Origin of the sequence: Streptosporangium sandarakinum, assembly GCF_050942225.1 — a bacterium.
GTDB lineage: Bacteria > Actinomycetota > Actinomycetes > Streptosporangiales > Streptosporangiaceae > Streptosporangium > Streptosporangium nondiastaticum.
In genome coordinates this window covers 6,050,462-6,071,813 of record NZ_CP192034.1, presented here as the reverse complement: position 1 = coordinate 6,071,813, position 21,352 = coordinate 6,050,462, and the positions used below count along the sequence as shown (strand labels likewise).

At 71.1% G+C, this 21,352-nt stretch carries 17 protein-coding genes and 1 tRNA gene; 15 read left to right on the top strand and 3 right to left on the bottom strand.

What is annotated here, in order from left to right:
• The first annotated feature begins 159 nt into the window (after positions 1-159).
• Positions 160-2,016, top strand: coding sequence for a serine/threonine-protein kinase (locus ACQP10_RS28025; protein WP_433540034.1), 1,857 nt, complete (start codon positions 160-162; stop codon positions 2,014-2,016).
• Between the two features lie 171 nt (positions 2,017-2,187).
• Here ACQP10_RS28025 and ACQP10_RS28020 read toward each other — a convergent pair whose 3' ends face one another.
• Positions 2,188-3,771 (bottom strand): alpha/beta hydrolase, encoded by a 1,584-nt coding sequence (locus tag ACQP10_RS28020; RefSeq protein WP_346023132.1) that lies wholly within the window; start codon positions 3,769-3,771, stop codon positions 2,188-2,190.
• A gap of 89 nt (positions 3,772-3,860) precedes the next feature.
• On the bottom strand, positions 3,861-6,608 hold the full coding sequence (gene aceE, locus ACQP10_RS28015) for a pyruvate dehydrogenase (acetyl-transferring), homodimeric type (RefSeq protein WP_346023131.1): 2,748 nt from the start codon (positions 6,606-6,608) through the stop codon (positions 3,861-3,863).
• Between the two features lie 540 nt (positions 6,609-7,148).
• Between aceE and ACQP10_RS28010 the strand changes: the two genes are divergently transcribed.
• The 8 genes from ACQP10_RS28010 to ACQP10_RS27975 all read left to right on the top strand — a co-directional run bounded on the left by ACQP10_RS28010 (position 7,149) and on the right by ACQP10_RS27975 (position 13,195).
• A complete protein-coding gene (locus ACQP10_RS28010) occupies positions 7,149-7,556 on the top strand; it encodes a secondary thiamine-phosphate synthase enzyme YjbQ (protein WP_179826726.1) in 408 nt (135 codons plus the stop codon).
• 123 nt (positions 7,557-7,679) lie between these two features.
• Entirely contained in the window at positions 7,680-8,108 is a 429-nt protein-coding gene (locus ACQP10_RS28005; RefSeq protein WP_179826728.1) for a DUF3052 domain-containing protein, read from the top strand.
• Between the two features lie 83 nt (positions 8,109-8,191).
• The gene (locus ACQP10_RS28000; RefSeq protein WP_179826731.1) at positions 8,192-8,647 is read left to right on the top strand and encodes a peroxiredoxin; all 456 of its coding nucleotides are present in this window, start codon (positions 8,192-8,194) and stop codon (positions 8,645-8,647) included.
• Between the two features lie 66 nt (positions 8,648-8,713).
• Complete coding sequence (locus ACQP10_RS27995) at positions 8,714-9,043, top strand: hypothetical protein (protein WP_346023130.1); 330 nt, start codon at positions 8,714-8,716, stop codon at positions 9,041-9,043.
• Positions 9,044-9,239: 196 nt separating this feature from the next.
• On the top strand, positions 9,240-10,256 hold the full coding sequence (locus ACQP10_RS27990; protein ID WP_346023129.1) for an ROK family protein: 1,017 nt from the start codon (positions 9,240-9,242) through the stop codon (positions 10,254-10,256).
• 33 nt (positions 10,257-10,289) lie between these two features.
• Positions 10,290-10,364 (top strand) — tRNA-Val (locus ACQP10_RS27985).
• 247 nt (positions 10,365-10,611) lie between these two features.
• Positions 10,612-10,854, top strand: a complete 243-nt coding sequence (locus ACQP10_RS27980) for a hypothetical protein (RefSeq protein ID WP_346023128.1) — start codon at positions 10,612-10,614, stop codon at positions 10,852-10,854.
• 688 nt (positions 10,855-11,542) lie between these two features.
• Complete coding sequence (locus tag ACQP10_RS27975) at positions 11,543-13,195, top strand: hypothetical protein (protein ID WP_433540033.1); 1,653 nt, start codon at positions 11,543-11,545, stop codon at positions 13,193-13,195.
• 79 nt (positions 13,196-13,274) lie between these two features.
• On the opposite strand, the gene ACQP10_RS27970 is transcribed toward ACQP10_RS27975, so the two are convergent.
• Positions 13,275-13,886 (bottom strand): DUF6461 domain-containing protein, encoded by a 612-nt coding sequence (locus ACQP10_RS27970; protein WP_346023126.1) that lies wholly within the window; start codon positions 13,884-13,886, stop codon positions 13,275-13,277.
• Between the two features lie 551 nt (positions 13,887-14,437).
• Here ACQP10_RS27970 and ACQP10_RS27965 point away from each other — a divergent pair.
• From ACQP10_RS27965 to ACQP10_RS27940, 6 genes are all read left to right on the top strand, one after another.
• Positions 14,438-16,159 carry a tetratricopeptide repeat protein gene (locus tag ACQP10_RS27965; protein ID WP_399499457.1) on the top strand — a complete coding sequence of 574 codons (1,722 nt, stop codon included), beginning with the start codon at positions 14,438-14,440 and terminating at the stop codon, positions 16,157-16,159.
• A gap of 139 nt (positions 16,160-16,298) precedes the next feature.
• Entirely contained in the window at positions 16,299-16,784 is a 486-nt protein-coding gene (locus ACQP10_RS27960) for a hypothetical protein (RefSeq protein WP_433540032.1), read from the top strand.
• Positions 16,775-17,368 carry a hypothetical protein gene (locus ACQP10_RS27955; RefSeq protein WP_433540031.1) on the top strand — a complete coding sequence of 198 codons (594 nt, stop codon included), beginning with the start codon at positions 16,775-16,777 and terminating at the stop codon, positions 17,366-17,368. Before ACQP10_RS27960 ends, ACQP10_RS27955 begins: the two co-directional genes overlap by 10 nt.
• A gap of 96 nt (positions 17,369-17,464) precedes the next feature.
• Positions 17,465-19,123: a DUF885 domain-containing protein gene (locus ACQP10_RS27950; protein WP_433540030.1), complete on the top strand. Its 1,659-nt coding sequence runs from the start codon at positions 17,465-17,467 to the stop codon at positions 19,121-19,123.
• A 432-nt stretch (positions 19,124-19,555) separates the two neighbouring features.
• On the top strand, positions 19,556-21,067 hold the full coding sequence (locus tag ACQP10_RS27945) for an NAD(P)/FAD-dependent oxidoreductase (RefSeq protein ID WP_433540029.1): 1,512 nt from the start codon (positions 19,556-19,558) through the stop codon (positions 21,065-21,067).
• Positions 21,064-21,348, top strand: coding sequence for a phosphopantetheine-binding protein (locus ACQP10_RS27940; RefSeq protein WP_399499453.1), 285 nt, complete (start codon positions 21,064-21,066; stop codon positions 21,346-21,348). The genes ACQP10_RS27945 and ACQP10_RS27940 overlap by 4 nt, the downstream gene beginning before the upstream one ends.
• Positions 21,349-21,352 lie beyond the last annotated feature (4 nt).

Genomic DNA, 21,352 nt, shown 5'->3' with positions numbered 1-21,352 from the left:
GCGGGGATCGGGAGCGGTCGGGGAGAGCCCTGGGGAGGGTGGGTTTCGTCCGGGTTCGTCGCGGTCGTCAAAGCGGCGGATCTTCACCGGCCCGTGTGCCATGCTGAACCCGGCGAGCGTGGCGAGGGGCGTACACGAGGGGCACACGAGGGGTCGTCGATGCCGGAGATCGAACCGCTGCGGCCCGGGGACCCGCCGCGGCTGGGGGACTTCACGCTCAGGGGCAGGCTGGGGGAGGGCGGCCAGGGCGTCGTCTACCTCGGGGAGGCCGAGGACGGCCGGCGTGCCGCCGTCAAGCTGCTGCACGTGCGCTTCACCGGGGAGAGCCATGCCCGTTCCCGCTTCGCCCGGGAACTCGCCGCGGCCCGGCGGGTGGACGCCTTCTGCACCGCCCGGGTGCTCGCCGCCGACCTCGACGGCGAGACCCCCTACATCGCCAGCGAGCTGATCGACGGCCCCTCGCTGCGCCGGATCGTCGAACGTGACGGGCCGCTGGGCGGCGAGGCCCTCGAACGGCTCGCCACCGGCACGGCCACCGCGCTGACCGCGATCCACCACGCCGGGATCGCCCACCGCGACTTCAAGCCGGACAACGTGCTGCTCGCCCCGGACGGTCCCCGCGTCGTCGACTTCGGCATCGCGAAGATCATCGATGAGAGCGGGACGATCACCACCCGCGCCGTCGGCACACCCGCCTACATGGCGCCCGAGCAGATCGCCGAGGAACGCGTCGGCCGGCCCGCCGACGTGTTCGCCTGGGGGGCGACCATGGTCTTCGCCGCCGCGGGCCGGGCGCCCTTCGCCGCGGAGACGATCGTGGCGACGCTCAACCGCGTCGTCAACCACGACCCCGACCTCGGCGCGCTGCCGGAGGACCTGCGCCCGATCGTCGCCCACTGCCTGAACAAGGACCAGTCGCTGCGGCCGTCCATGGACGAGGTGCTCAAACGCCTGCTCGGCCACCCGGCGGACGACGGCGAGGCGTCCCGGGAGGAACTGGCCGAGGGCGCGCAGGCCGCCACGCTGGACCTGGCCCGGACGAACCCGCCGAACCCGTTGAACCCACTGAACCCGCCCGCGGTCCGGCGGCGGCGCCGAGCCGTCGCCGGGGCGGCCGCGGTCCTCGCCGCGATCGCCGCGGTGCTGCTGGCGCTCCAGCTCGCCGGCACGCCGGGCGGCACCGCCGCGATCCCCTCGCCCCCCGCGACCCCGGCGGCGTCCGTCCTGTCCCCGTCGCCCACCAAGACGCCCTCCACCGGCTCGCGCCTGCTCGACCGGATCCGGGACAGGCATGTGATCAGGGTGGGCTACCGCGGCGGCCTGCCCGGCGTCGCGCTGGCCAGGGAGAAGCGGCCGCCCGAGGGGTTCGAGATCGACGTGGCCCGCCGCATCGCCGGGGAACTGGGGGTGCCCGCCAAGGGAGTGAGGTTCGTGCGGGTGGGCTACGACGAGCGCGAGGCCGCGGTCCAGCGCGGTGACGTGGACATCGTGGTCGCCACCCTGTCGATCGGCACCGCCGACCACTCCCGGGCCGCGTTCGCCGGGCCGTACTACGTGGCGCACCGCGACGTGCTCGTCCGGACCGGGGCGAAGATCTCCAAGCTCTCCCACCTGCGCGGCAGGACCATGTGCGTGATGTCCGGCGGATCGGCCACCGCGGCCATGATCCGTGACCGGGGCATCCGCTTCGACACCCTTGAGGACACCGACCTCGCCAAGTGCGCCGCCCGGGTGGCGGGCGGCACGGCCGACGCCATGCCCGACGACGACCTGGTGCTCGCCGGGTTCGGCGCCCGGCTGCGCGGGGCCCGCCTCAAGGTCGCCGGGCTCCGCCTCACCACCGAGCGGTACGGCGTGGCGCTCCGCCGCGGCGACCCGGTCGCCTGCCGGGCGATCAACGCGGCGATCGGCGCCCTGTACACCGACGGGACGATCGAGTCGCTGCTCGAAAAGCACTTCTCCGGCGTCGGCTTCCGCCACGAGACCGCGCGGCCCCGCATGGAGGGCTGCGGCTGAGTCGTACAGTCCCGCGTGGAGAGCTGCGGCTGAGTCGTACGGCCCGGCCCGGCCCGGCGAGCCGCGAGCCGTGCGGTCCGCGTGGGGAGCCGCCGCCCGCGTCGGACGGCTCGGCGCGGAGAGCCGTCGCCGCGCCGTACGGCTCTCCGCGTGGAGGGAGAGGTGGGAGGGTCAGGAGGCCGCGCAGGTGGTGCCCTTGGCCGGGACCTCCCCTTCGATCAGATACTTGTCGGTCACCTTCTTGACGCACTGGTCGCCGGAGATGTAGGCCCCGTGGCCCTCGCCCTTGTAGGTGACCAGCACCCCCGTGCCGAGCTGCTCGGTCAGCTTCGGCGCCCACTCGTACGGCGTGGCCGGGTCGCCGGTGCCGCCGATCACCACGATCGGCGCGGAGCCGGCCGCGTTCACCTTCCGGGCCTCGTCGCTGCCCTTGACCGGCCAGGAGGAGCAGATCAGCCCCATGCCCGCGCTGCCGAACAGCGGGGAGACCTCCAGCGCCTCCCGCTGGGTGCGCTTCAGCTGCGCGAGATCCGGCCGCTCGGCGGTGTCCGCGCAGCTGATGGCCGGGAAGCTGCTCATGAGGGTCGTGTAGGACCCGTCGGGCAGGCGCCCGTTGTAGTTGTCGGCGAGGCTGAGCAGGAGCCGCCCGTCGTCGCTGAAGGCCATGTTCAGCCCCTGCTCCAGCAGCGGCCATGTCAGCTTCGAGTACAGCGCGGCGGCGACGCCGGTGTTGGCCAGTCCCTGGGTGAGCTCGCGGGAACCGACCTTGAGCGGCTTGTCCTCCACGTCGCCCATGAACTTCTCGACGTTCTTGTTCGCGATGGTCCGGTCGGCGCCGATGTCGCACCGGCCGGGTCCCTTGATGCAGTCCTTCAGGAAGTCGTCGTAGGCGTGCTGGAACCCGGCCGACTGCACCACGGTGCGCCTGTTCATCGAGACGCTCGGGTCCAGCGGGGCGTCCAGCACGAAGCGGCCCACGTTCTTGGGGAACTCGGTGGCGTAGACGGCGCCGAGCTGCGTGCCGTAGGAGATGCCGAAGTAGTTGAGCTTCGGCTCGCCGAGCGCCTCGCGCATCCGGTCCATGTCGCGGGCGGCGTTCACCGTGCCGACGTAGGGCAGGACCTTCCCGGAGGTCCGCTGGCAGGCGGCGGCGAAGTCCTTGATGATGCGTTCCTGCCGGTCCCAGTCCGCCTGGGTGACGGCGATCGTGTTCATCGAGGTGTAGCGGTCCATGACGTGCTCGCCGTCGCACCTGACGCCGGAGCTGCGCTCCACCCCGCGCGGGTCGAAGCTGACCAGGTCATAGCGGGTGTTGAGGCTGGCGAACGCCTTGGCGGCCTGGGCCATGGTGTCGACGCCGGAGGCGCCGGGGCCGCCGAAGTTGAAGACCAGGGAGCCGATCCGCCGGGCCTGGTCGGTCGCCGGGATGCGGATCATCGCGATGTCCAGCGTCTCGCCGCCCGGCTTGGCGTAGTCGAGCGGCACCCGCAGCGAGCCGCACCGCAGGGTGGCGTCGGGCTTGGCCGGGACCTGCCCGTTGGGCCCCCGGACGTCGGTGCAGGGCCCCCACGCGATGCGCCCGGCCGCCCCGGTCTCGCCCGCCGTCCCGGTCGTCTCCGACGGCGCGGCGGTCCCCCCGGCCGGTGAGGACGGGTCGGCGGGACCGAGTCCGCTGTTGCGGGCCGGATCGCTGCAGGCGGTCAACAGGCCGGACAGGACGGTCGCCGCGGTCGCCACCGCCAGGACTTTTCGCACGTGATGCTCCCTCGATTCGGACGCCGGGGGAAGCGATCCAACACTAGCCGGGCGGGCCCTTTCAAAAAAAGGACCCGCCCGGCGTCACGTCACAGTCCCATGGACTGGGTGTCGTTGCTCTCGATACCGCCGGCCTCGGTCACGCCGTTCTTCAGGTGGTACTTCACGATGGCCTCGCGCAGCACCTCCTCGTCCAGCTCGCCCCGCTGGACCAGCTGGGTGAGCACGGCGAGGGTGATGGAGGCGGCGTCCACGTGGAAGTGGCGGCGCAGCGCCGACCGGGTGTCCGACAGGCCGAAGCCGTCGGTGCCGAGGGAGGTCCAGTCACCCGGGACCCACTGGGCGATCTGGTCCTGCACGGCGCGCATGTAGTCGCTGACGCCGACGAACGGACCCTCGGCCCGCGACAGCGCCTGCGTCACGTACGGCACCCGCCGCTCGGCGTCGGGGTTGAGCAGGTTGTGCTCCTCGACGGCCAGCGCCTCGCGGCGCAGCTCCGTCCAGGAGGTGGCCGACCACACCTCGGCCGCCACGCCCCAGTCCTCGGCCAGCATGCGCTGGGCCTCCACGGCCCAGGGGCCGGCCACGCCAGAGGACAGGATGTTGGCCTTCGGCCCCGACACGGCGGGCGCCGCGGCGTACCGGTACAGGCCCTTCAGCAGTCCCTCGACGTCGAGGCCCTCGGGCTCGGCCGGCTGGGGGTAGGGCTCGTTGTAGACGGTCAGGTAGTAGAAGATGTTCTCGGGGTCCTCCCCGTACATCCTCCGCAGGCCGTCCTTGACGATGTGCGCCACCTCGAAGGCCCACGACGGGTCGTAGGACACCGCCGCCGGGTTGGTGGAGGCGGTCAGCGGGGTGTGGCCGTCCTCGTGCTGCAGGCCCTCGCCGTTCAGCGTGGTGCGGCCGGCCGTGGCGCCGAGCAGGAAGCCCCGGCCCATCTGGTCGGCGAGCTGCCACATCTGGTCGGCGGTGCGCTGCCAGCCGAACATCGAGTAGAAGATGTAGACCGGGATCATGTGCTCGCCGTGCGTGGCGTACGACGTGCCCACCGCGATCGCCGAGGCCATGGAGCCGGACTCGCTGATGCCCTCGTGCAGGATCTGACCCTCGGTCGACTCCTTGTACGACAGCAGCAGCTCGCGGTCGACGGCCTCGTAGGTCTGGCCGTGCGGCGAGTAGATCTTCGCGGTCGGGAAGATCGCGTCGAGACCGAAGGTGCGGGCCTCGTCGGGGATGATCGGCACGAACCGGTGGCCGATCTCCTTGTCGCGCATGAGGTCCTTGAGCAGGCGGACGAACGCCATGGTGGTGGCGACGTTCTGCTTGCCGGAGCCCTTCTTCAGCTGCGCGTAGGCGGCGTCGCCGGGCAGCTTGACCGGCTTGGCGCGGACCACGCGCTTGGGCAGGACGCCGCCCAGGGCCGCGCGGCGCTCCTTCATGTACTCGATCTCGGGGTCGTTCTCGCCCGGGTGGAAGTAGGGCGGCAGGTCGGCCTCGAGGGCGGAGTCGGGGATCGGCAGGTAGAGCCGGTCCCGGAACTCCTTGAGCTCGGCCTTGGACATCTTCTTCATCTGGTGCGTCGCGTTGCGCGCCTCGAAGTCCTTGCCCAGGGTCCAGCCCTTGATGGTCTGGGCGAGGATGACCGTCGGCTGGCCGACGTGCTCGCGGGCCGCCTTGTAGGCCGCGTAGACCTTGCGGTAGTCGTGGCCGCCGCGCGAGAGCTTGCGGATGTCCTCGTCCGACAGGTGCTCGACCATCTTGCGCAGCCGGGGGTCGTCGCCGAAGAAGCTCTCGCGGATGTAGGAGCCGGACTCGACGGAGTAGGTCTGGAACTGGCCGTCGGGCACGGTGTTCATCTTGTTGACCAGGACGCCGTCGACGTCGGCCGCCAGCAGCGGGTCCCAGTCGCGGCCCCAGACGACCTTGATGACGTTCCAGCCGGCGCCGCGGAAGTAGGACTCCAGCTCCTGGATGATCTTTCCGTTGCCGCGGACCGGGCCGTCGAGGCGCTGCAGGTTGCAGTTGATGACGAACGTGAGGTTGTCGAGCTCCTCGCGGGCGGCCACGCCGATCGCGCCGAGCGACTCGGGCTCGTCCATCTCGCCGTCGCCGAGGAAGCACCAGACGTGGCTGCGGCTGGTGTCCTTGAGCTTCCGGTTCAGCAGGTAGCGGTTGAACCGCGCCTGGTAGATGGCCGAGATCGGGCCCAGGCCCATGGAGACCGTGGGGAACTCCCAGAAGTCGGGCATCAGCCGCGGGTGCGGGTAGGACGGCAGGCCCCGGATGCCGTGCGACAGCTCCTGCCGGAAGGCGTCGAGCTGGGTCTCGTTGAGGCGGCCCTCCAGGAAGGCGCGGGCGTAGATGCCGGGCGCGGCGTGGCCCTGGATGAAGACCTGGTCACCCGACTCGCCGTGGTCCTTGCCGCGGAAGAAGTGGTTGAAGCCCACCTCGTAGAGAGAGGCGGCCGAGGCGTAGGTCGCGATGTGGCCGCCGACGTTGGTGCGGGCGTTGGCCCGGGTGACCATGACCGCCGCGTTCCACCGGATGTAGGCGCGGATCCGCCGCTCGACGTACTCGTCGCCGGGGAACCAGGGCTCGCGCTCCGGCGGGATCGTGTTGATGTAGTCGGTGCTGCGCAGGCCGGGGACGCCGACCTGGTGCTCCCGAGCCCGCTCCAGCAGGCGGAGCATCAAATAACGGGCCCGGGTCCGCCCCTCCGTCTTGACGACGTTGTCGAGGGACTCGAGCCACTCCTGGGTCTCGCTGGGGTCGACATCAGGAAGCTGGCTGGGTAGGCCGTCACTGATGATCGAGAAACGCTGGCGTCCGGAAGCCACTGGGTCTCGCCTTCCGAGGATGGACTTTTGTCTGGTGTAGGTCGTCTTCCATCCTGGTCGCTTACCCCGGAAAGTGCATCTCTACTGACCGGTAACCAAGAGGTCCCCGCTGGCAGGGGCGTGAAAATGGCCTAGACCACCGATGGTAGGACGAATTTCCCCCACAGGGTACACGCTGCCCGGCCCTTTCCGCGGGCGGGGCGGATCCGCCCCCGCCGTACGAATCTAGCCGGGCCCGGGTCGTGGGACGTCCGGGCGGTGCCGCGTGGACCGGGCCGCGTCCGGTGAACCCCCCGGTCCGGCGGCCCGTGACGGCCGGGCCGTGAGTCCGGGCCGGGGATCGCCGCATTCCCCGGGGATTCCGTGGCGGGCCGTTCACGAGAATAGGAAAGATCTTTGTGGGATCGTGACGATAATGATGCGCGAAGCCGGGGTGAGGCGGTTTGAGCGGCGAACTTTCCGCCGCGGCCGCCCCTCGCCGCCCCGAAGAATGGGGCGGGGTCGTCGTCCCAGCTCAGCGCGGATCGTAGGATCGAGTATGTGAGATCTCAGACGATCGAGGTGGTGACCGGTTCCCGTGAACGGATCCATGACATCACCTCCGAGTGCGAGAGCTTCGTCCGCTCATGCGGGGGAGACGGGCTGTTGCACGTCTTCGTCCCCCACGCCACCGCGGGGATCGCGCTGATCGAGCTCGGCTCGGGCAGTGACGACGACCTGCTCGCGGCGCTGGAGGACCTTCTGCCGGCCGACGGCCGGTGGAAGCATGCACACGGATCCAGGGGGCATGGGCGCTCGCATGTCATGCCGGCTCTCATCCCTCCCTACGCGACCGTCCCGGTTCTGTCCGGGCGGCTCGCGCTGGGCACCTGGCAGTCCATCGCCCTGGTGGATCTCAACGTCGACAATCCGGAACGCCAGGTCCGTTTGTCATTTTTGTCGGACTAATTCATACGTAGCCCACTCGTTGCCGTGGCGACCGTTGACGACCGAGGGTCACAGCGTGTGGACTGTGCCGAAGCATTCTGAGCACCGTGCGATTGCGGTGACATTCAAGCAGGAGGGACAAACGTGAGCGCGACCGCGGGTCAGGCTCGGGGCGAACGCGGCCTGGCCGAAAGACTCGGCCTCAAGCCGGGTCAGGTGGTGCAGGAAGTCGGCTGGGATGAGGACGCCGACGACGATCTGCGCGACTCCATCGAGGAGCTGACCGGCAACGAGCTGGTCGACGAAGACTACGAGGACGTCGTCGACGTCGTGCTGCTGTGGTGGCGTGACGGTGACGGCGATCTGTTCGACGCCCTCAGCGGGGTGCTGACCAACCTGAGTGCAGGCGGCCAGATCTGGCTGCTCACTCCCAAGGCCGGCCGCGAAGGCCACGTCGAGCCCAGCGACATCGGGGAGGACGCCACGACCGCCGGTCTCTCGCAGACCAGCAGCATCAGCGCCGCTCCCGACTGGTCGGGCACCCGACTGGCTCCTCCGCGGACCCGCCGGTAGGGGTCCGCCCTGCCGTACGGCTCATGCGAGTCGTACGGCAGGATGATGGTGTCGCCCATCATCCGACGAAAGGACCTTTCGACATGGCGGTCGAGGTAGGTTCCCCCGCTCCGGACTTCGAACTGAAGGACCAGCACGGGACCCCGGTCAAGCTCTCCGACCACCGGGGCAAGAAGGTCGTGCTGATCTTCTATCCCCTCGCGTTCAGCGGCGTCTGCCACGGCGAGCTCTGCGCGCTGCGCGACGAGTTCATCGCCACCGCGCCCGAGGACGTCCAGGTGCTGACGGTCTCGGTGGACTCGGTGTTCACCCACCGCGCCTGGGCCGACCAGGAGGGCTACACCTTCCCCCTGCTCTCCGACTTCTGGCCGCACGGTCAGGTCGCGCAGACGTACGGTGTGTTCGACGAGGAGAAGGGCCTCGCCACCCGGGGCACCTTCATCATCGACGGTGACGGCATCGTCCGGTGGAGCGTGGTGAACCCGATTCCGGAGGCGCGCGACATCGCCGAGTACCAGAAGGTCCTCGCCGAGCTCTGAGCTCCCCAGCGGTGATACGGCGGACGTCCGGGGGGCGTCCGCCGCTCTCGACCCCCGGAGGCGATCATGCCCTGCTTCTCCTGCGGGGCCAGGCAGACCGACCCGGTCCGTGGCGTCAGCCCGTGGAAGCGCGGGGTGCGCCGGGAGACCCAGGTGCTCATCTGCCCGGACTGCCAGCGCGTCCACGACCTCGACCTCGACACGTGCGCCGCGTGCGGGTCCGTCGCCCTCATCTGCCGGCTCGGCGAGGTCGAGTGCCGCTCCTGCGGAGCCGTACGGCCCGCCTCGGCCGGGAACGCCGCCGGGAGCGCCGCCGTCCCCGGCGGATCCGGCACTCCCGGCCTGGCCGACGAGGTCCAGGCCGCCCTGGAGCGGGTCCTCGGCCGCACCCGCTGACCTCTCTTCGGGACGGTCGCCCACCCCGGTGAGGGCCCCGAGGCTCACTCACCTCCGTGCGCGTCCAGAAAGGGCGTCCACCCGCATCCGTCGCGGTCCCTTCTGGGACGTTCACCCGCATCCGGGACGTAACAGGTCATCGGCCATGCGCTAGGGTCGGCCTCGGCCTCGCCCCTTCGACCCGGTGGATGCGTGCATGAGCTCGTTCGTTGTGGCCCTTGACGTCGGCGGTACCTCGATGAAGGGCGGACTCGTCACGAGTGCCGGTGAGATCCTCCTCACCGACCGCCGGGCCACCCCGCGCGAGCAGGGCCCCGAGGCCGTCGTCGAGACCATCAGGTCCTTCATCGGCGACCTCGCCGCCCGGGGCGACGGCGTCCCCGCCGGGGTCGGTCTCGCCGTGCCCGGCCTGGTCACCGCCGACACCGCGCTGTACTCGGCCAACATCGGCTGGCGCGACGTCCCCGCCGCCGCCTTCGTCCCGCTGGACGTCCCGGTCATGCTCGGCCACGACGTGCGCACCGGCGGGCTCGCCGAGAGCGTGCTCGGCGCCGGCCGTACGGTCTCCGACTTCCTCTTCCTGCCCATCGGTACCGGCATCGCGGGCGCGATGATCGTGAACGGCGAGCCGTACGGCGGAGCCTCCGGATGGGGCGGCGAGATCGGCCACATCCCCGTCTTCCCCGACGGTGAGACGTGCGCCTGCGGGCAGGTCGGCTGCCTGGAGACCTACGCCTCCGCCTCGGCCGTCGCCCGCCGCTACGCGGCCCGCGTCGCCTCCCTCGCCGCACCCGCCCCCTCCGGCCTGCCCCTCCCGGCCGCCCCGGCGGCCGTCGACGGCGCCGGCACGCCGGTCACGGCCGAGCAGGTCGCGGCGCTGACCGCCGCGGGCGACCCGGTGGCCACGCAGATCTGGGGCGAGGCCGTCGAGGCGCTCGCCCTCTCCCTGGCCACCTACACCCTCCTCCTCGACCCCTCGGTGATCGTCCTGGGCGGCGGCCTGGCCGAGTCGGGCCCCCTGCTGTCGGACCCGCTGTCCGGCCGCCTGCGCGAACTCCTGACCTTCCGCGAGGCTCCGCCGATCCGCCCGGCCGCCCTCGGCGTCAGCGCCGGCATGCTGGGCGCCGCCCTCCTGGGCTGGCGAGCGGCCGGAGACCCCGGCGCGGGCGCCACCTGGCGGCTTGATGTGCCCAAATCCCCCGGCGTGGCGTAAGGTGTTATCCCGTCCCACGGACGGGACGACCCGGGGCGCTTAGCTCAGCGGTAGAGCGCTCGCCTTACAAGCGAGATGTCACTGGTTCGAACCCAGTAGTGCCCACCAGTCACAACGGCCCCATCCGAGATCTTCGGATGGGGCCGTGTGCCATCAACGTGCCATTAGGCTTCGCCGCATCCAGGACGGCAGGATGCGTGCGCTCCCACGCCGCAGATGGGGCATGGCAGCGCGAGTGCTGTCAACGTCGTCGTCGGTTGCGGGACGCGCCCAGTCGATGCCGGATGCCTTCACGTCCTCACTCCTTCTGGGCCGGTCTCGCGCGGGAGCCGCGCGCCCCGGCAGAATCACCGTCATGATCTGGCGCACTATCTTCCTCGTGCTGGGTACGGTCACGCTGCTGTACAGCGTGGCTGTCGTCTTTGACCTCCGTCATTTGGACGACCCCCCCATCACCGTCCTCTGCCTGCCACTCGCAGGGATCGGTTTCATGATTGCTGCCCTTGCTGTGGGGCTGACCGAATCCCGCCGACAACAACAGCCTCCGGCGGGGACTCCGCTCCGGGATGATCACCATCGGGGAACACCGCATCCATAGATCAGTGGCTGAGGTGGGCCTGATCTCCCCGTCTGCCGCATCCAGGCAGACCCAAGCGGGCCAAGGGCCAGGGGACAGGGGTCGTTCTTCCAGCGGGGAGCTCCAGCCCTTGTCCCCTGGCCCTTGGCCCGCTTGCCCTACGGGTGGACGAGGCGGACGGGAAGATCAGGCAGGGGATGAGCGTGCGGGTAGGCGCTCCAATGGCCGGGGTCGAGCGCCGTGCCGTTAGCGTGCCATTCGAGCCGAGGAAGACGGCCTGATCCTCATGATCTGGAGTCCCGCGCTCTGACCTGGCATGACAGGTCAGAGCCTTCTGCGTTCTCGAACGGGACGCCGGGCCTCGTCGCCCGGTGGGTGCCAGCCCTGCCGGCGGATCACTCCGGAGGGGCGGCCCTTCCGGCCTGGACGACGCTGCGTTCCCTCCTGTCAGCGGGCGACGCGCGGTGTGCCACGCCGCGCACATTCCTGTACGGCGCGCTGACCGCTCTGACACCCGTCGGCGATGGGAGCCGCCGCATCGTGCCGGCCCGCACCGCGCGCTACACGCTCACCCTCGCTCAGTCCGAGCCGGCGTCCCGTCAGGAACGGGACCGGGTCATCGGTCATCCGGCCGCGGAAAACCCATAGGCCGCCACAAGAACATCATTCGGCCGCATTATGATCATGCCTCATTGTGCGCCCAAACCGTTTGGCGGCTTCTGCCTGCCTGGCCATCACCCTCGGTTCGATCCTCCTCAGCCTGGTGATCGGCACCGCGACACCCGCGTGGCTGGTCACCATGTGGTACCCGCCCGACGAGGTCATCGGGAGATCTCCCCTGATGCCGGTGCTGGGCGGGTTGCTGCTGCTCGGGCTGGTGAACTCGTGGATGCTGTGGGAGGTCCTGCGGGGACCCGCGCCCGCGGCCGTGCCGATGCGCCGGGCGGCCACCTGGCTACGGCTGCTGCTGTACGCCGACGTGGTGTGGCTGCTGATCCCCTCGTTCCTCCCCGGGCTGGTCGAGACGGTCATCGGGCTGGCGATCTGGGCGCCGGCGCTCGTGCTGTTCACGGTGGTGCTCACCGGATCAGGACGGCTCTTCCGGCTGGCGCTGCTCCTGCTCGGGCTGGTGGAACCGGTCACATCGCTCGTGGACTGCCTGACGGACGATTCACCACTCCAGATCTTCGTGAGCCCGGCCTACAAGGCGACCGTCATGGCCGTGGGAATGACCGCGTTCGTCGTCACGGTGATGCTCCTGCTCGCTCAGCGGCGCGACGGACGCTGGAGCCGGGCGACGCTCCTCATCGGCCTGGGCACGTTCGCGAGCGGGTTCCTGGTGGAGCTCGTGGACGGCCTGACGCGCGGCGGCGCGATCGAGTCGATCGCCGAGGCGATGGATGTGCTCTACATCGTCTGGCTGGCGCGCACGGCGCGTGAGCTGAACCGTGAGCCGAGGCGGAGGGCGCCTCTGCGGGTCCCCACGCCGGTCGCGGTCGCGGCCGCGGTCCTTCCGCTGATGGTCGTAGGGCCCGAGGGCCGCCCACATCTCACCTACACCTGGCAGAGCGACGACCTCATGGAATGCTGGGTGGCGTCGGAGCCGCCACGTGTCTCGGACATCCCGGCCCACGAGCGCGAGCGGGCCTACATCTGCAGCGTGAACAAGCCCTCCCGGCCTGCCTCGGACCAGGAACTGCTCGGCAGGGGCCGGGACGCGTGCGCCAGGTTCGCCGCCGGGGAGCCGGTCAGGGCCCGGCCCGCGCTGCTCGCGCTGCTCTGCCCGGAGGTGATCGGTCGGAGACATCCGGATCTGTTGCTGTCGTCCGCTCAGATCGCCCGGCGACAGGCGGAGGAGGAGGACATCGAACGCGAAAAGCTGGCACGCGCGGCGCGCAAGGAGGACGCCCTGTGCCGCGACCCGTGGCCCACGCTGCGCACCCGGTTCCAGGCGACCGCGTCCTATTACGACTGGGACGCCCAGCCCTACGGCATCTACGACGCGGAAGCGGACACCGAGGAAAGCTCCGAGGCGATCTGGGACAGGGAATCGATCGGCACCCTGGCGACCAGCGGTCCACTGGCCCTGATCTTCACACCCAGCCAGGACTGGGCGACCTGCGTCACGGTGAAGGCGTTGCGCTCGGCCCCGCCGCCCCTGCGCCGCAAGGGCTGGGACGAGGTGGTCGAGGCGGACATCGTCAGCGAATCAGGCCACCTGGTGATGCAGACGCTGTCGGCGAGCAGGGTGCGTTTCCCCGACCTCGCGCGCGGCGGCCCCGGCCGCTATCGCCTGCGCCTGTACACGCGTCCGGGTGTGGATCTCGTTCTCGTCTATCCGGTGAGGAGGGCGGCGTGGTGACGGGCCGGCCGGTTGCGCCGGTCGCCGCCCCATGAACGCGGGAGCCGGTTACGGACGGTCTCCCGCGTGGACTCGCCGATCAGTCCTCAAGGGGTTCCGCGCCGAGGAACCGCAGTTCCAGCATCTCCGGGGAGAAGGGAAGACCGGTGATCCTTCCCGCCAGGGCGAACGAACGCCCGATCGGGACGTCGATGCGCGGGTCGTCGTCGATGTCGTGTTCGGGGTCCAGCCCGACGTCGCGCATCTCCTTGACGAAGCGGTCCGGGTCGTTGCCTGACCGCGCGTCCGGAAGCATCGGGTCGAACCAGACGACCGGCTCGCCGTCGACGATGTAGGCGAAGCTGTCGGAGGCGTAATCATGGCGGCAGACCGACACGACCTCGGTTCCCCGTGAGACCGGGCCGTATATGTCGGGGTCGACGGCGAGCTTCCATCCTCCCGGTTCGATGACGAGGGTCCAGTCACCGATCTTCGCGGCGCCGATGTAACCGGCCGCGTCGTCCCTCATGCTCTCCACCGAGCGCTCGTCCAGCTCCTCGGCCGTCACTCCTTCCTCCATGGTGCTCTCGTCCACGCCGAACCGGCGGAGGACCTCGTCGGGGGAGAGTCCCCGGACGAAGGACACGCAGTAGATCTCGCCCAGGTCCTCGCGGCCGGAGAGCCACCGGAACTCCTCGGGGCACTCTGTCATCGTCCCTCCTTGATCGCGTGAACGGCATGATCGCAGCTGTCGCCGACAGAAAGGGGTTCGAAGGCGTGAGCCCCGCGGGGCCGCCACCGCGTCGCCTCGCCGTACGGGTGAGCGCCGCCCAGGGGTCCGGACACACCGGCCGGACGGGTCCCCGGGGAGGAACCGAATGGGCCTCCGGAAGAAAACCGGTCTTCCTCATCTCTGGCGCCGGCCGCTGTGTTCCGTGCGGTTCGTCAGGCGTGTCTTAACGGGGGAGGCACAGGGCCGCCGCCCCGCTTCTGTTCCTCGACATGATCCCGGTTCCCCGCCGGACAGGAATTGATGGTGTCGATGAAAACATGAGGGATCTACATATTTTCGGTGGGCCGGATTACACTCGGGGCGTCCTGAAGTGGATCACACGGAGGTGTCCATGAGGAAGATGACCGTCCGTCGAAAGAGCGCGGTGCGCCTGCTGTCCGGGGCCCGTCGGCTCTGGATCGAGTGGTGCTGGTAACTGCCGAGACGGCGGGCGCTCCCGGGCGCCCGCCCCTGCGGCGATCGGCCCTGTCGTGACCGGCGAACCGGGCGGCTACGACTGCCATCGCGACCACGGACCGTACGCGGGCGTCGCGGCCTTCCTCGGCCGGATCGCCGCCGACCGTCCCCGCCTGGCCTCCCGCCACCAGGTCGAGCTGCACGCCATCGCACCCTGGCTCGACCGCGCGGCACGACCGGCCGCTGAGGAGGAGCCGATCCGGTTCCACCCCGCCCGGCGCACCGCCTTCCTGGCCTACGGCGCGGCGGAGTTCGTGGCGGCCTGGGCGGGTACGCTTCGGCACCCGGTCACGGTGCGGTTCGACCACGTCGGCGATGCCGACGAGACCACCCGCGAGCTGCTGGACGCGCTGACCCGGCGGCTCGGGTCGTCCCCGGTGCGCCTGGACCTGCGTGACGGCGGCGCCCGCGAGCCGGTGGCGGCCGACCCGGCGCCGGAGGCGACACGCGCGGTCCTGGGCGACAGCCTGGCCCGCGGCTTCTACCACCACGCGGCCCGAATCGCCCGGCGCGGGCGCGCCACGGTGACCCCGGACGGCGATCTGCGGCACTGGTGGGCGTTCACCACCGGACTGGCCACCGCCCTGGCGGCGCTGGAGCGCGCCACCGAAGCGCTCGACCTCTACCACGAGGCGCGCGCCGCCACCGACGACCCGAAGATCACCATGTCGGCCGCGTACGCCACCGCCATGCTGTACGCCAGGCACCTGCCGGCGGCGGACCAGGATCCGGCGCGGGCGCGGCACTGGCTGGAACGGGCTCTCCACCTCGCCGCCGGACTGAACGACCCGCGGCAGCGGACGTTGTCCACCGTCTTCTACGAGCAGGGCCTGGCGCTGCTGGACGCCAAGGCCGGTGAGCCCGCCCGCGCGCTGCGGCTGATCGACGACGGGCTGGCCCGGCTGACGGCGGTGCTCGCCCCCGGCGAGCGCCCGCAGGACCTGGCCCGGTTACGCCACAACCGGGCGCAGGTGCACCTGGCCCTGGGCGATCCGGCGCGGGCCCTGGCCGACCTCGACACCGTGATCGCGCACGATCCCGGCAACTGCGAGTACTACGTCGACCGGGCGGCCCTGCATCGTGCGGCGGGCCGGTCCCAGGCCGCGATCAGGGACTACGGCACCGCGATCCGCCTGGGACCGCACCTGCCCGAGGCGTACTACAACCGGGCCGTGCTCCAGCAGGAGCGGGGCCGCTCCGAACGGGCGCGCGGCGACCTGGAGTGCGCGCTCGCCATCGACCCCGGGCACCTCGACGCCCGGATCGCCCTGGTCAACCTGCTGGTGGAGCACGGCGCGCTCGACGAGGCCGAGGCGGGCGCGCGGGCCGGGCTGGCGCTGGCCCCGCAGGAGCCCGCGCTGCTGTGCACCCTCGGGCTGATCCGCTCGGAGCGCGGCGGCCTCGCCGAAGCCGACGAGTTGCTCACCCGCGCCCTGACCGGGGATCCGGAGCTGGTCGAGGCATGGACGAACCGGGCCGCCGTCCGGTTCGAACGCGGCGACGCGGCAGCCGCCGTGGCCGACCTGGACCGGGCGGTGGCGCTGTCGGCGGCGCCGGTGCCCCACTACAACCGGGGTACGGCGCTGATGCGGCTGGGACGGTGGGACGAGGCCGCCCGCGACTTCGCCCACGCGCTCGCCCAGCCGGGCCTGGACCGGGGGCTGCGACGCGATCTGCGCGCGGAACTGGCCCGCTGCCGTCGCGCCATGGCCGGACGGCGGCCGGACGGCGACTGAGGGCGACTGAGGGCGACCCCGCGCCGCCGTCTCCCGCTCGCACAGGTCCGGCTCCCGTCATGGACCTTGGGGACGGTTCTGCATCGGATCCTCACATTCTCTGCGTCCGGCCGCCACGGGAGTCTGTTTTGATCGCACCGTGACCGAGGAAAGCGCCCCGGGAGCAGACGATGTGCTCTGGGTGACGGGTTGCGGAATGCTGGTGGTCGTCGCGCTGGCCTCCGCGACGTTCGGCACGTTTCTCGACATCTTCCTGGTGGCTCGGGCGCAGAACCACTGTCTCGGTGACCTGGGCACCGGGGAGAGATTCGCCGGGTTCATCTGGGCGACGGGCCGGCTCGTCGTGTTCCCGGTCGTCGCGGCCGGCTCGGCCCTGGCTTCCGCACCGATCGGCCTGATCGCCCGTCTGCCGTGGCTTGCGAGGTACGGCTGGCCGAAGGCCGTCCTGGCGACCGTCGCCGTCCTCGCCGCGGCGGCCGGTCCGACGGCGATGATCCTCTACGATGTCGCCACCGAGGGGGCCCCGGGTGACTGTGTCCCGCCGTGGTGGCCCTCCTGGCTTCCCTTTCAGGCGGGATCGGGCAAGATCGTCTCAGTCTCCGTGGAGGGCGCGTCATGGTGGTGAAGGAACGGCTCACGCGAGGACCGGCCGGTGCGCCGGGGCCTGTGCCGATCGGCGCGCAGGCGGTCGCCGGTCTGCTGCTCCTGTACGCGGCGTCTTCTCCCGGACCCGGCCCGCCGTGGACGCTGCCCGTCCTTCTGGTGTTCCTCACGCTTGGTGCGGCCTGGTTCGTCCGCTTCGTCATCGCGTTCTCCCGGCGGGGCAGTAGGCCGGGCCTCAGGCGGAGCCCGCTGCGCTGGGCGGCGCCGCCGCTCATCGCGATCCTGGTGCTCGCGTTGCCCGGACAGGTGTGGCAGTCCCGGTTCGCCCTGTCCGAGGAGAGCTTCGAGAAGGCCGCGCGCTCGGCGATGGAGGGCGGCCCCGACTGGAAGATGGGTCCGGCGACGCTGGGGTCGTTCGACGTCTCCTGGGCCGCGCGGCACGGGAGCACCGTGCGGTTCGCCCTGGCCGGCGGGGGAGACGGCGTTCACGAGCACGGCCTCATCTGGAGTCCGCGGGGCGAACCGCCGCTGCCGGAGGAGGAGGGCTACAAGCCGGGCGTCGAGCATTTCCAGGGCCCCTGGTACCTGTGGAGCGAGGAGTTCTGAGCCCGCGGGCGACCGGCCGGGCGGTGGTCGCGTTCCCGGAGGCCGGGAGTGGACAGTCGCGGGCCGGGGCGGACTCCCGGGATTATCGTGCGGGGCATGAGCCCCTTGACTGTGCACGACATCTGCGACACCTACGTCGACGACTACGCACGGTTGAACCCCGTCGCCGCCACCGAGGCCGGCATCGGCGGTCACGACGACCGGCTTCCCGACCTCTCCCCGGACGGGCACGACGCCCGGGCGGAACTCGCCCGGAGCGCGTCGGCCCGCGTCTCGGCCGCGCGTCCGGCCGACGAGAGCGAACGCGTCGCGCGGGCGGTGTTCGCCGAACGGATCGGCCTGGAGGTGGAGACGCACGAGGCGTGGTTGCCGCAGGCGGCGCTCAACGTGGTCGCCAGCCCCGTCCAGAGCATCCGGTGGGTGTTCGACCTGATGCCCACGGCGACCGCGGAGGACTGGGCGGTCATCGCCGGGCGGCTGGCCGCGGTGCCGCACGCGCTCGCCGGCTACCGGGCTTCGCTGTCGGCCGCGGCCGGCAGGGGCCGGGTGGCGGCGGCGCGGCAGGTGCGGCGGGTCATCGCGCAGTGCGAGACCTGGTCGGCCCCCGACGGCTTCTTCACCGGTCTCATCGGGCCGGCCGACGTGGGGGACGCGTTGCGCGCCGATCTGCGGGCGGGGGCGCACGCGGCGGCCGGCGCCTACGCCGAACTGGCCGCCTTCCTGCGGGACGAGCTCGGGCCGAGGTCCGCGGCCGAGGACGCGGTCGGTGAGGAGACGTACGAGCTGTGGTCGCGGACGTTCCTCGGCGCGAGGCTGGACCCCCGTGAGGCGTACGCCTGGGGCTGGGAGGAGTTCCGCCGGGTCGAGGCGGAGATGGCCCGGATCGCCGGGCGGATCCGGCCCGGGGCCGGTCCCGCCGAGGCCGCGGCGGTGCTGGACGCCGACCCCCGCCACCGCGTGCGCGGGGAGGACGGGTTCCGGGCGTGGATGCGGGAGCTGTCCGACCGGGCGCTGGCCGACCTGCGCGGCAGGCACTTCGACATCCCGGACGAGCTGATGCGGCTGGACTGCCGGATCGCGCCGCCGGGCGGCGGGGCGGGCGCCTACTACACCAACCCGGCCGAGGACTTCAGCCGGCCGGGCACGATCTGGTGGTCGCTGCCGCCGGACAGGGAGGAGTTCCATACCTGGCGTGAGGCCAGCACCCTCTACCACGAGGGCGTACCCGGACACCACCTGCAGATCGGTACGGCGGTGGCGACGCCCGGCCTCAACCGGTTCCAGCGGCTGCTGTGCTTCATCGACGGCCACGGCGAGGGCTGGGCGCTCTACGCCGAGCGGCTGATGCGCGAGTTCGGCCACCTCGACGACGGCGCCCTGCTCGGCATGCTGAACAAGAGCCTGTTCCGGGCCGCCCGCGTGGTCCTCGACGCCGGCATGCACCTGAGGCTGGAGATCCCGGCGGGCACCGGCTTTCATGAGGGGGAGCGGTGGACGCCCGAACTGGGGGCCGAATTCCTGCGCACCAGGACGCTGACGGACCCGGCTCGCGCGGCCGACGAGATCGACCGCTATCTCGGCTGGCCGGGGCAGGCGTCCGCGTACAAGCTCGGGGAGCGGCTCTGGCTCGATCTGCGTGAGGAGGCCAGGGCCGGGCGCGGCGCGGAGTTCGACCTGAAGGACTTCCACACCCGCGCCCTGCGCAGCGGCCCGGCCGGGCTGGACATCATGCGGGAGCTCCTGACTAACCCCTGACCGGCTGTTTTCTTTTCGGTCATGAATATTTGTAAATACCATCTCTCACAATGAATGATGTCACTGTGTGAATAATTACGGGAATCTCTTGCGGGATCTCCGGGGCGTGTTTATGGTGGGCAACTGTTGCAGGGTGGCCGACGTCGTCAGGCCGGGCCGCCTGAGCGGGAACAGTGGCCACCCATCTGGTCGGGAGAGTGAAGACTGAGTCCTAGCTAGCACCAGCCTGCTCGTGGCGAGCCCTCCCGTCGCCGTTCTTCCGGGGTTCACCGGCCCTTCCGTCGTGCCGGTGGCCGTACGGAGGGTGTCATGCGCCCGCGCGTTCCGCGCCGTTTCGCCGGGTGATCCGTTTCAAAGGCGGCATTTTGCCGCCCGTGATTCGCCCGGTGTTCGCATCGCCGTCATTCCCATTTCCCTTTCAAGGGGGTTGCTGTGCGCAAAGAGGCTGTCAGCAGAACGGAACGACCCTCCCGGGCCGACGTCGTCATCGTCGGCAACGGCGCCCTCGGCCTGTTCCTGGCCGACGAACTGGTCGAGCGCCGCGTCGGCTCCGTCGTCGTGGTCGGCCCGAGCGGCCGCGAGGGCGGCGCGAGCCAGGCCGCGGGCGCCATGCTCGGCTGCTTCGGCGAGGCCACCACGGAGTCGCTGCGCACCGACGCCTCGCGTACGAGGTTCGAACTCGGCGTCGCCGCCCACGACCGCTGGCCCGACGTGCTCGACCGGCTGGAGGGGTACTCGTCGACCGGCTCGCCGCTGCTGGTCGCCCCCGACTCCCACGTGGTGCTGAACTCCATCGGCGCCGACCTGGACACGGTCAACTTCACGGCCATGATCCAGGCCCTGGAGGAGTACGGCAAACCGTGGGAGGAGATCGATCCCAGGGAGATCCCCGGCTTCCGGCCCCGGCTGGACACCCGCGCCCTGCGCGCGGTCCACCTGCCCACCGAGGGCGCCGTGGACGCGCGCGGCGTGCTGGACGCGCTGGAAGCCCGGCTGCGCGAGACCGACACGATCATGATCGACCAGACGGTGCGCACGCTGGTCAGGGACGACGGGGCGGTGACCGGCGTCGAGCTGGACGACGGCCACGTCATCGAGGCGGGCACCGTGGTCGTCGCGGTGGGCGCGCGCAGCGAGGCGCTGGTGCGGACCGCCCTGGACGACCTCGACATGGTGCCGACCTTCCCCGGGCTGGGCTTCGCGATGCTGGCCCGCCGTACCGGGGGCGAGCCGTTCCGCAGCGTGGTCCGCACGCCGAACCGCGGCTTCGCCTGCGGGCTGCACGTCGTGCCCGGCCCCGGCGACCTGGAGTACTACGGCGCCACCAACCGCCTGGTGGACCAGGTCTCCAGCGTGACCTGGATGGCCGACGTCCGCTTCCTGGCCCAGTACTCGATGCAGCAGCTCGACGAGCGGGTCGCCTCGCACGAGGTCACCAGGTGGCTGGCCGGGAACCGCCCGGTGACGCTCGACGGCTTCCCGCTGATCGGGTGGCTGCCGCTGTCCGGCCTGTACCTGCTCACCGGGACCTACCGCGACGGGTTCCACTGCGCGCCGCTGCTGGCCGAGCACGTCGCCAACGAGCTGCAGGGCAAGCCGGGGACCATCGACCCGATGTTCAGGCCGACCCGCGCGCCGATCGAGACCAGGACGATCGAGTGGTCCGTCAACGAGTACGTCGAGCACAACCTCGCCGCCTGGTTCGAGACGGGCGCGGAGGCCGCGCCGCAGATGACCACGGCGCAGATCGCCGACTACTACCGGGCCATGGCCATGAAGTTCTACGACACGATGGACATCGACTACGCGCTCGGCCCCGACATCCTCTGGTACGCGCAGGGCAGCCTGCTCGGCGCGCGCCGGGTCGCCCGCTACTTCCGCCGCCTGTCCGGCCGGAGCGGTTCGCGGCCGGTGGGCGCGGGGACGGGGGAGGCGCGGCGATGATCGTCCCCCAGGAACCGGTGGTGGAGATCGTCCGGCGGATCGTCGACAAGCAGCTCAACCTGTCCGCCCACGGATACGAGCTCGACGCCGACGACGACCTGTGGAACATGGGCATGACGTCGCTGACCTGCATGGGGCTCATGCTCACCGTCGAGGACACCTTCCAGATCGAGCTGCCCGAGGAGGCGCTGCGGGAGGGCACCTTCCGCACCGTCGGCACGATCACGGCGGCCGTCGAGGCCGCCAGGTCGGCGCACGAGAAGTCCGAGAGGAGGGTGTAGGCGC

Excerpts from the sequence above, each read along its gene's own strand:
- ACQP10_RS28025 (WP_433540034.1), top strand. The coding sequence starts at position 160 with ATGCCGGAGATCGAACCGCTGCGGCCCGGGGACCCGCCGCGGCTGGGG.
- ACQP10_RS28000 (WP_179826731.1), top strand. The coding sequence starts at position 8,192 with ATGGCGGTCGAGGTAGGTTCCCCCGCTCCGGACTTCGAACTGAAGGAC.
- ACQP10_RS27995 (WP_346023130.1), top strand. The coding sequence starts at position 8,714 with ATGCCCTGCTTCTCCTGCGGGGCCAGGCAGACCGACCCGGTCCGTGGC.
- ACQP10_RS27990 (WP_346023129.1), top strand. The coding sequence starts at position 9,240 with ATGAGCTCGTTCGTTGTGGCCCTTGACGTCGGCGGTACCTCGATGAAG.
- ACQP10_RS27980 (WP_346023128.1), top strand. The coding sequence starts at position 10,612 with ATGATCTGGCGCACTATCTTCCTCGTGCTGGGTACGGTCACGCTGCTG.
- ACQP10_RS27970 (WP_346023126.1), bottom strand. The coding sequence starts at position 13,886 with ATGACAGAGTGCCCCGAGGAGTTCCGGTGGCTCTCCGGCCGCGAGGAC.
- ACQP10_RS27955 (WP_433540031.1), top strand. The coding sequence starts at position 16,775 with ATGGTGGTGAAGGAACGGCTCACGCGAGGACCGGCCGGTGCGCCGGGG.
- ACQP10_RS27950 (WP_433540030.1), top strand. The coding sequence starts at position 17,465 with ATGAGCCCCTTGACTGTGCACGACATCTGCGACACCTACGTCGACGAC.
- ACQP10_RS27940 (WP_399499453.1), top strand. The coding sequence starts at position 21,064 with ATGATCGTCCCCCAGGAACCGGTGGTGGAGATCGTCCGGCGGATCGTC.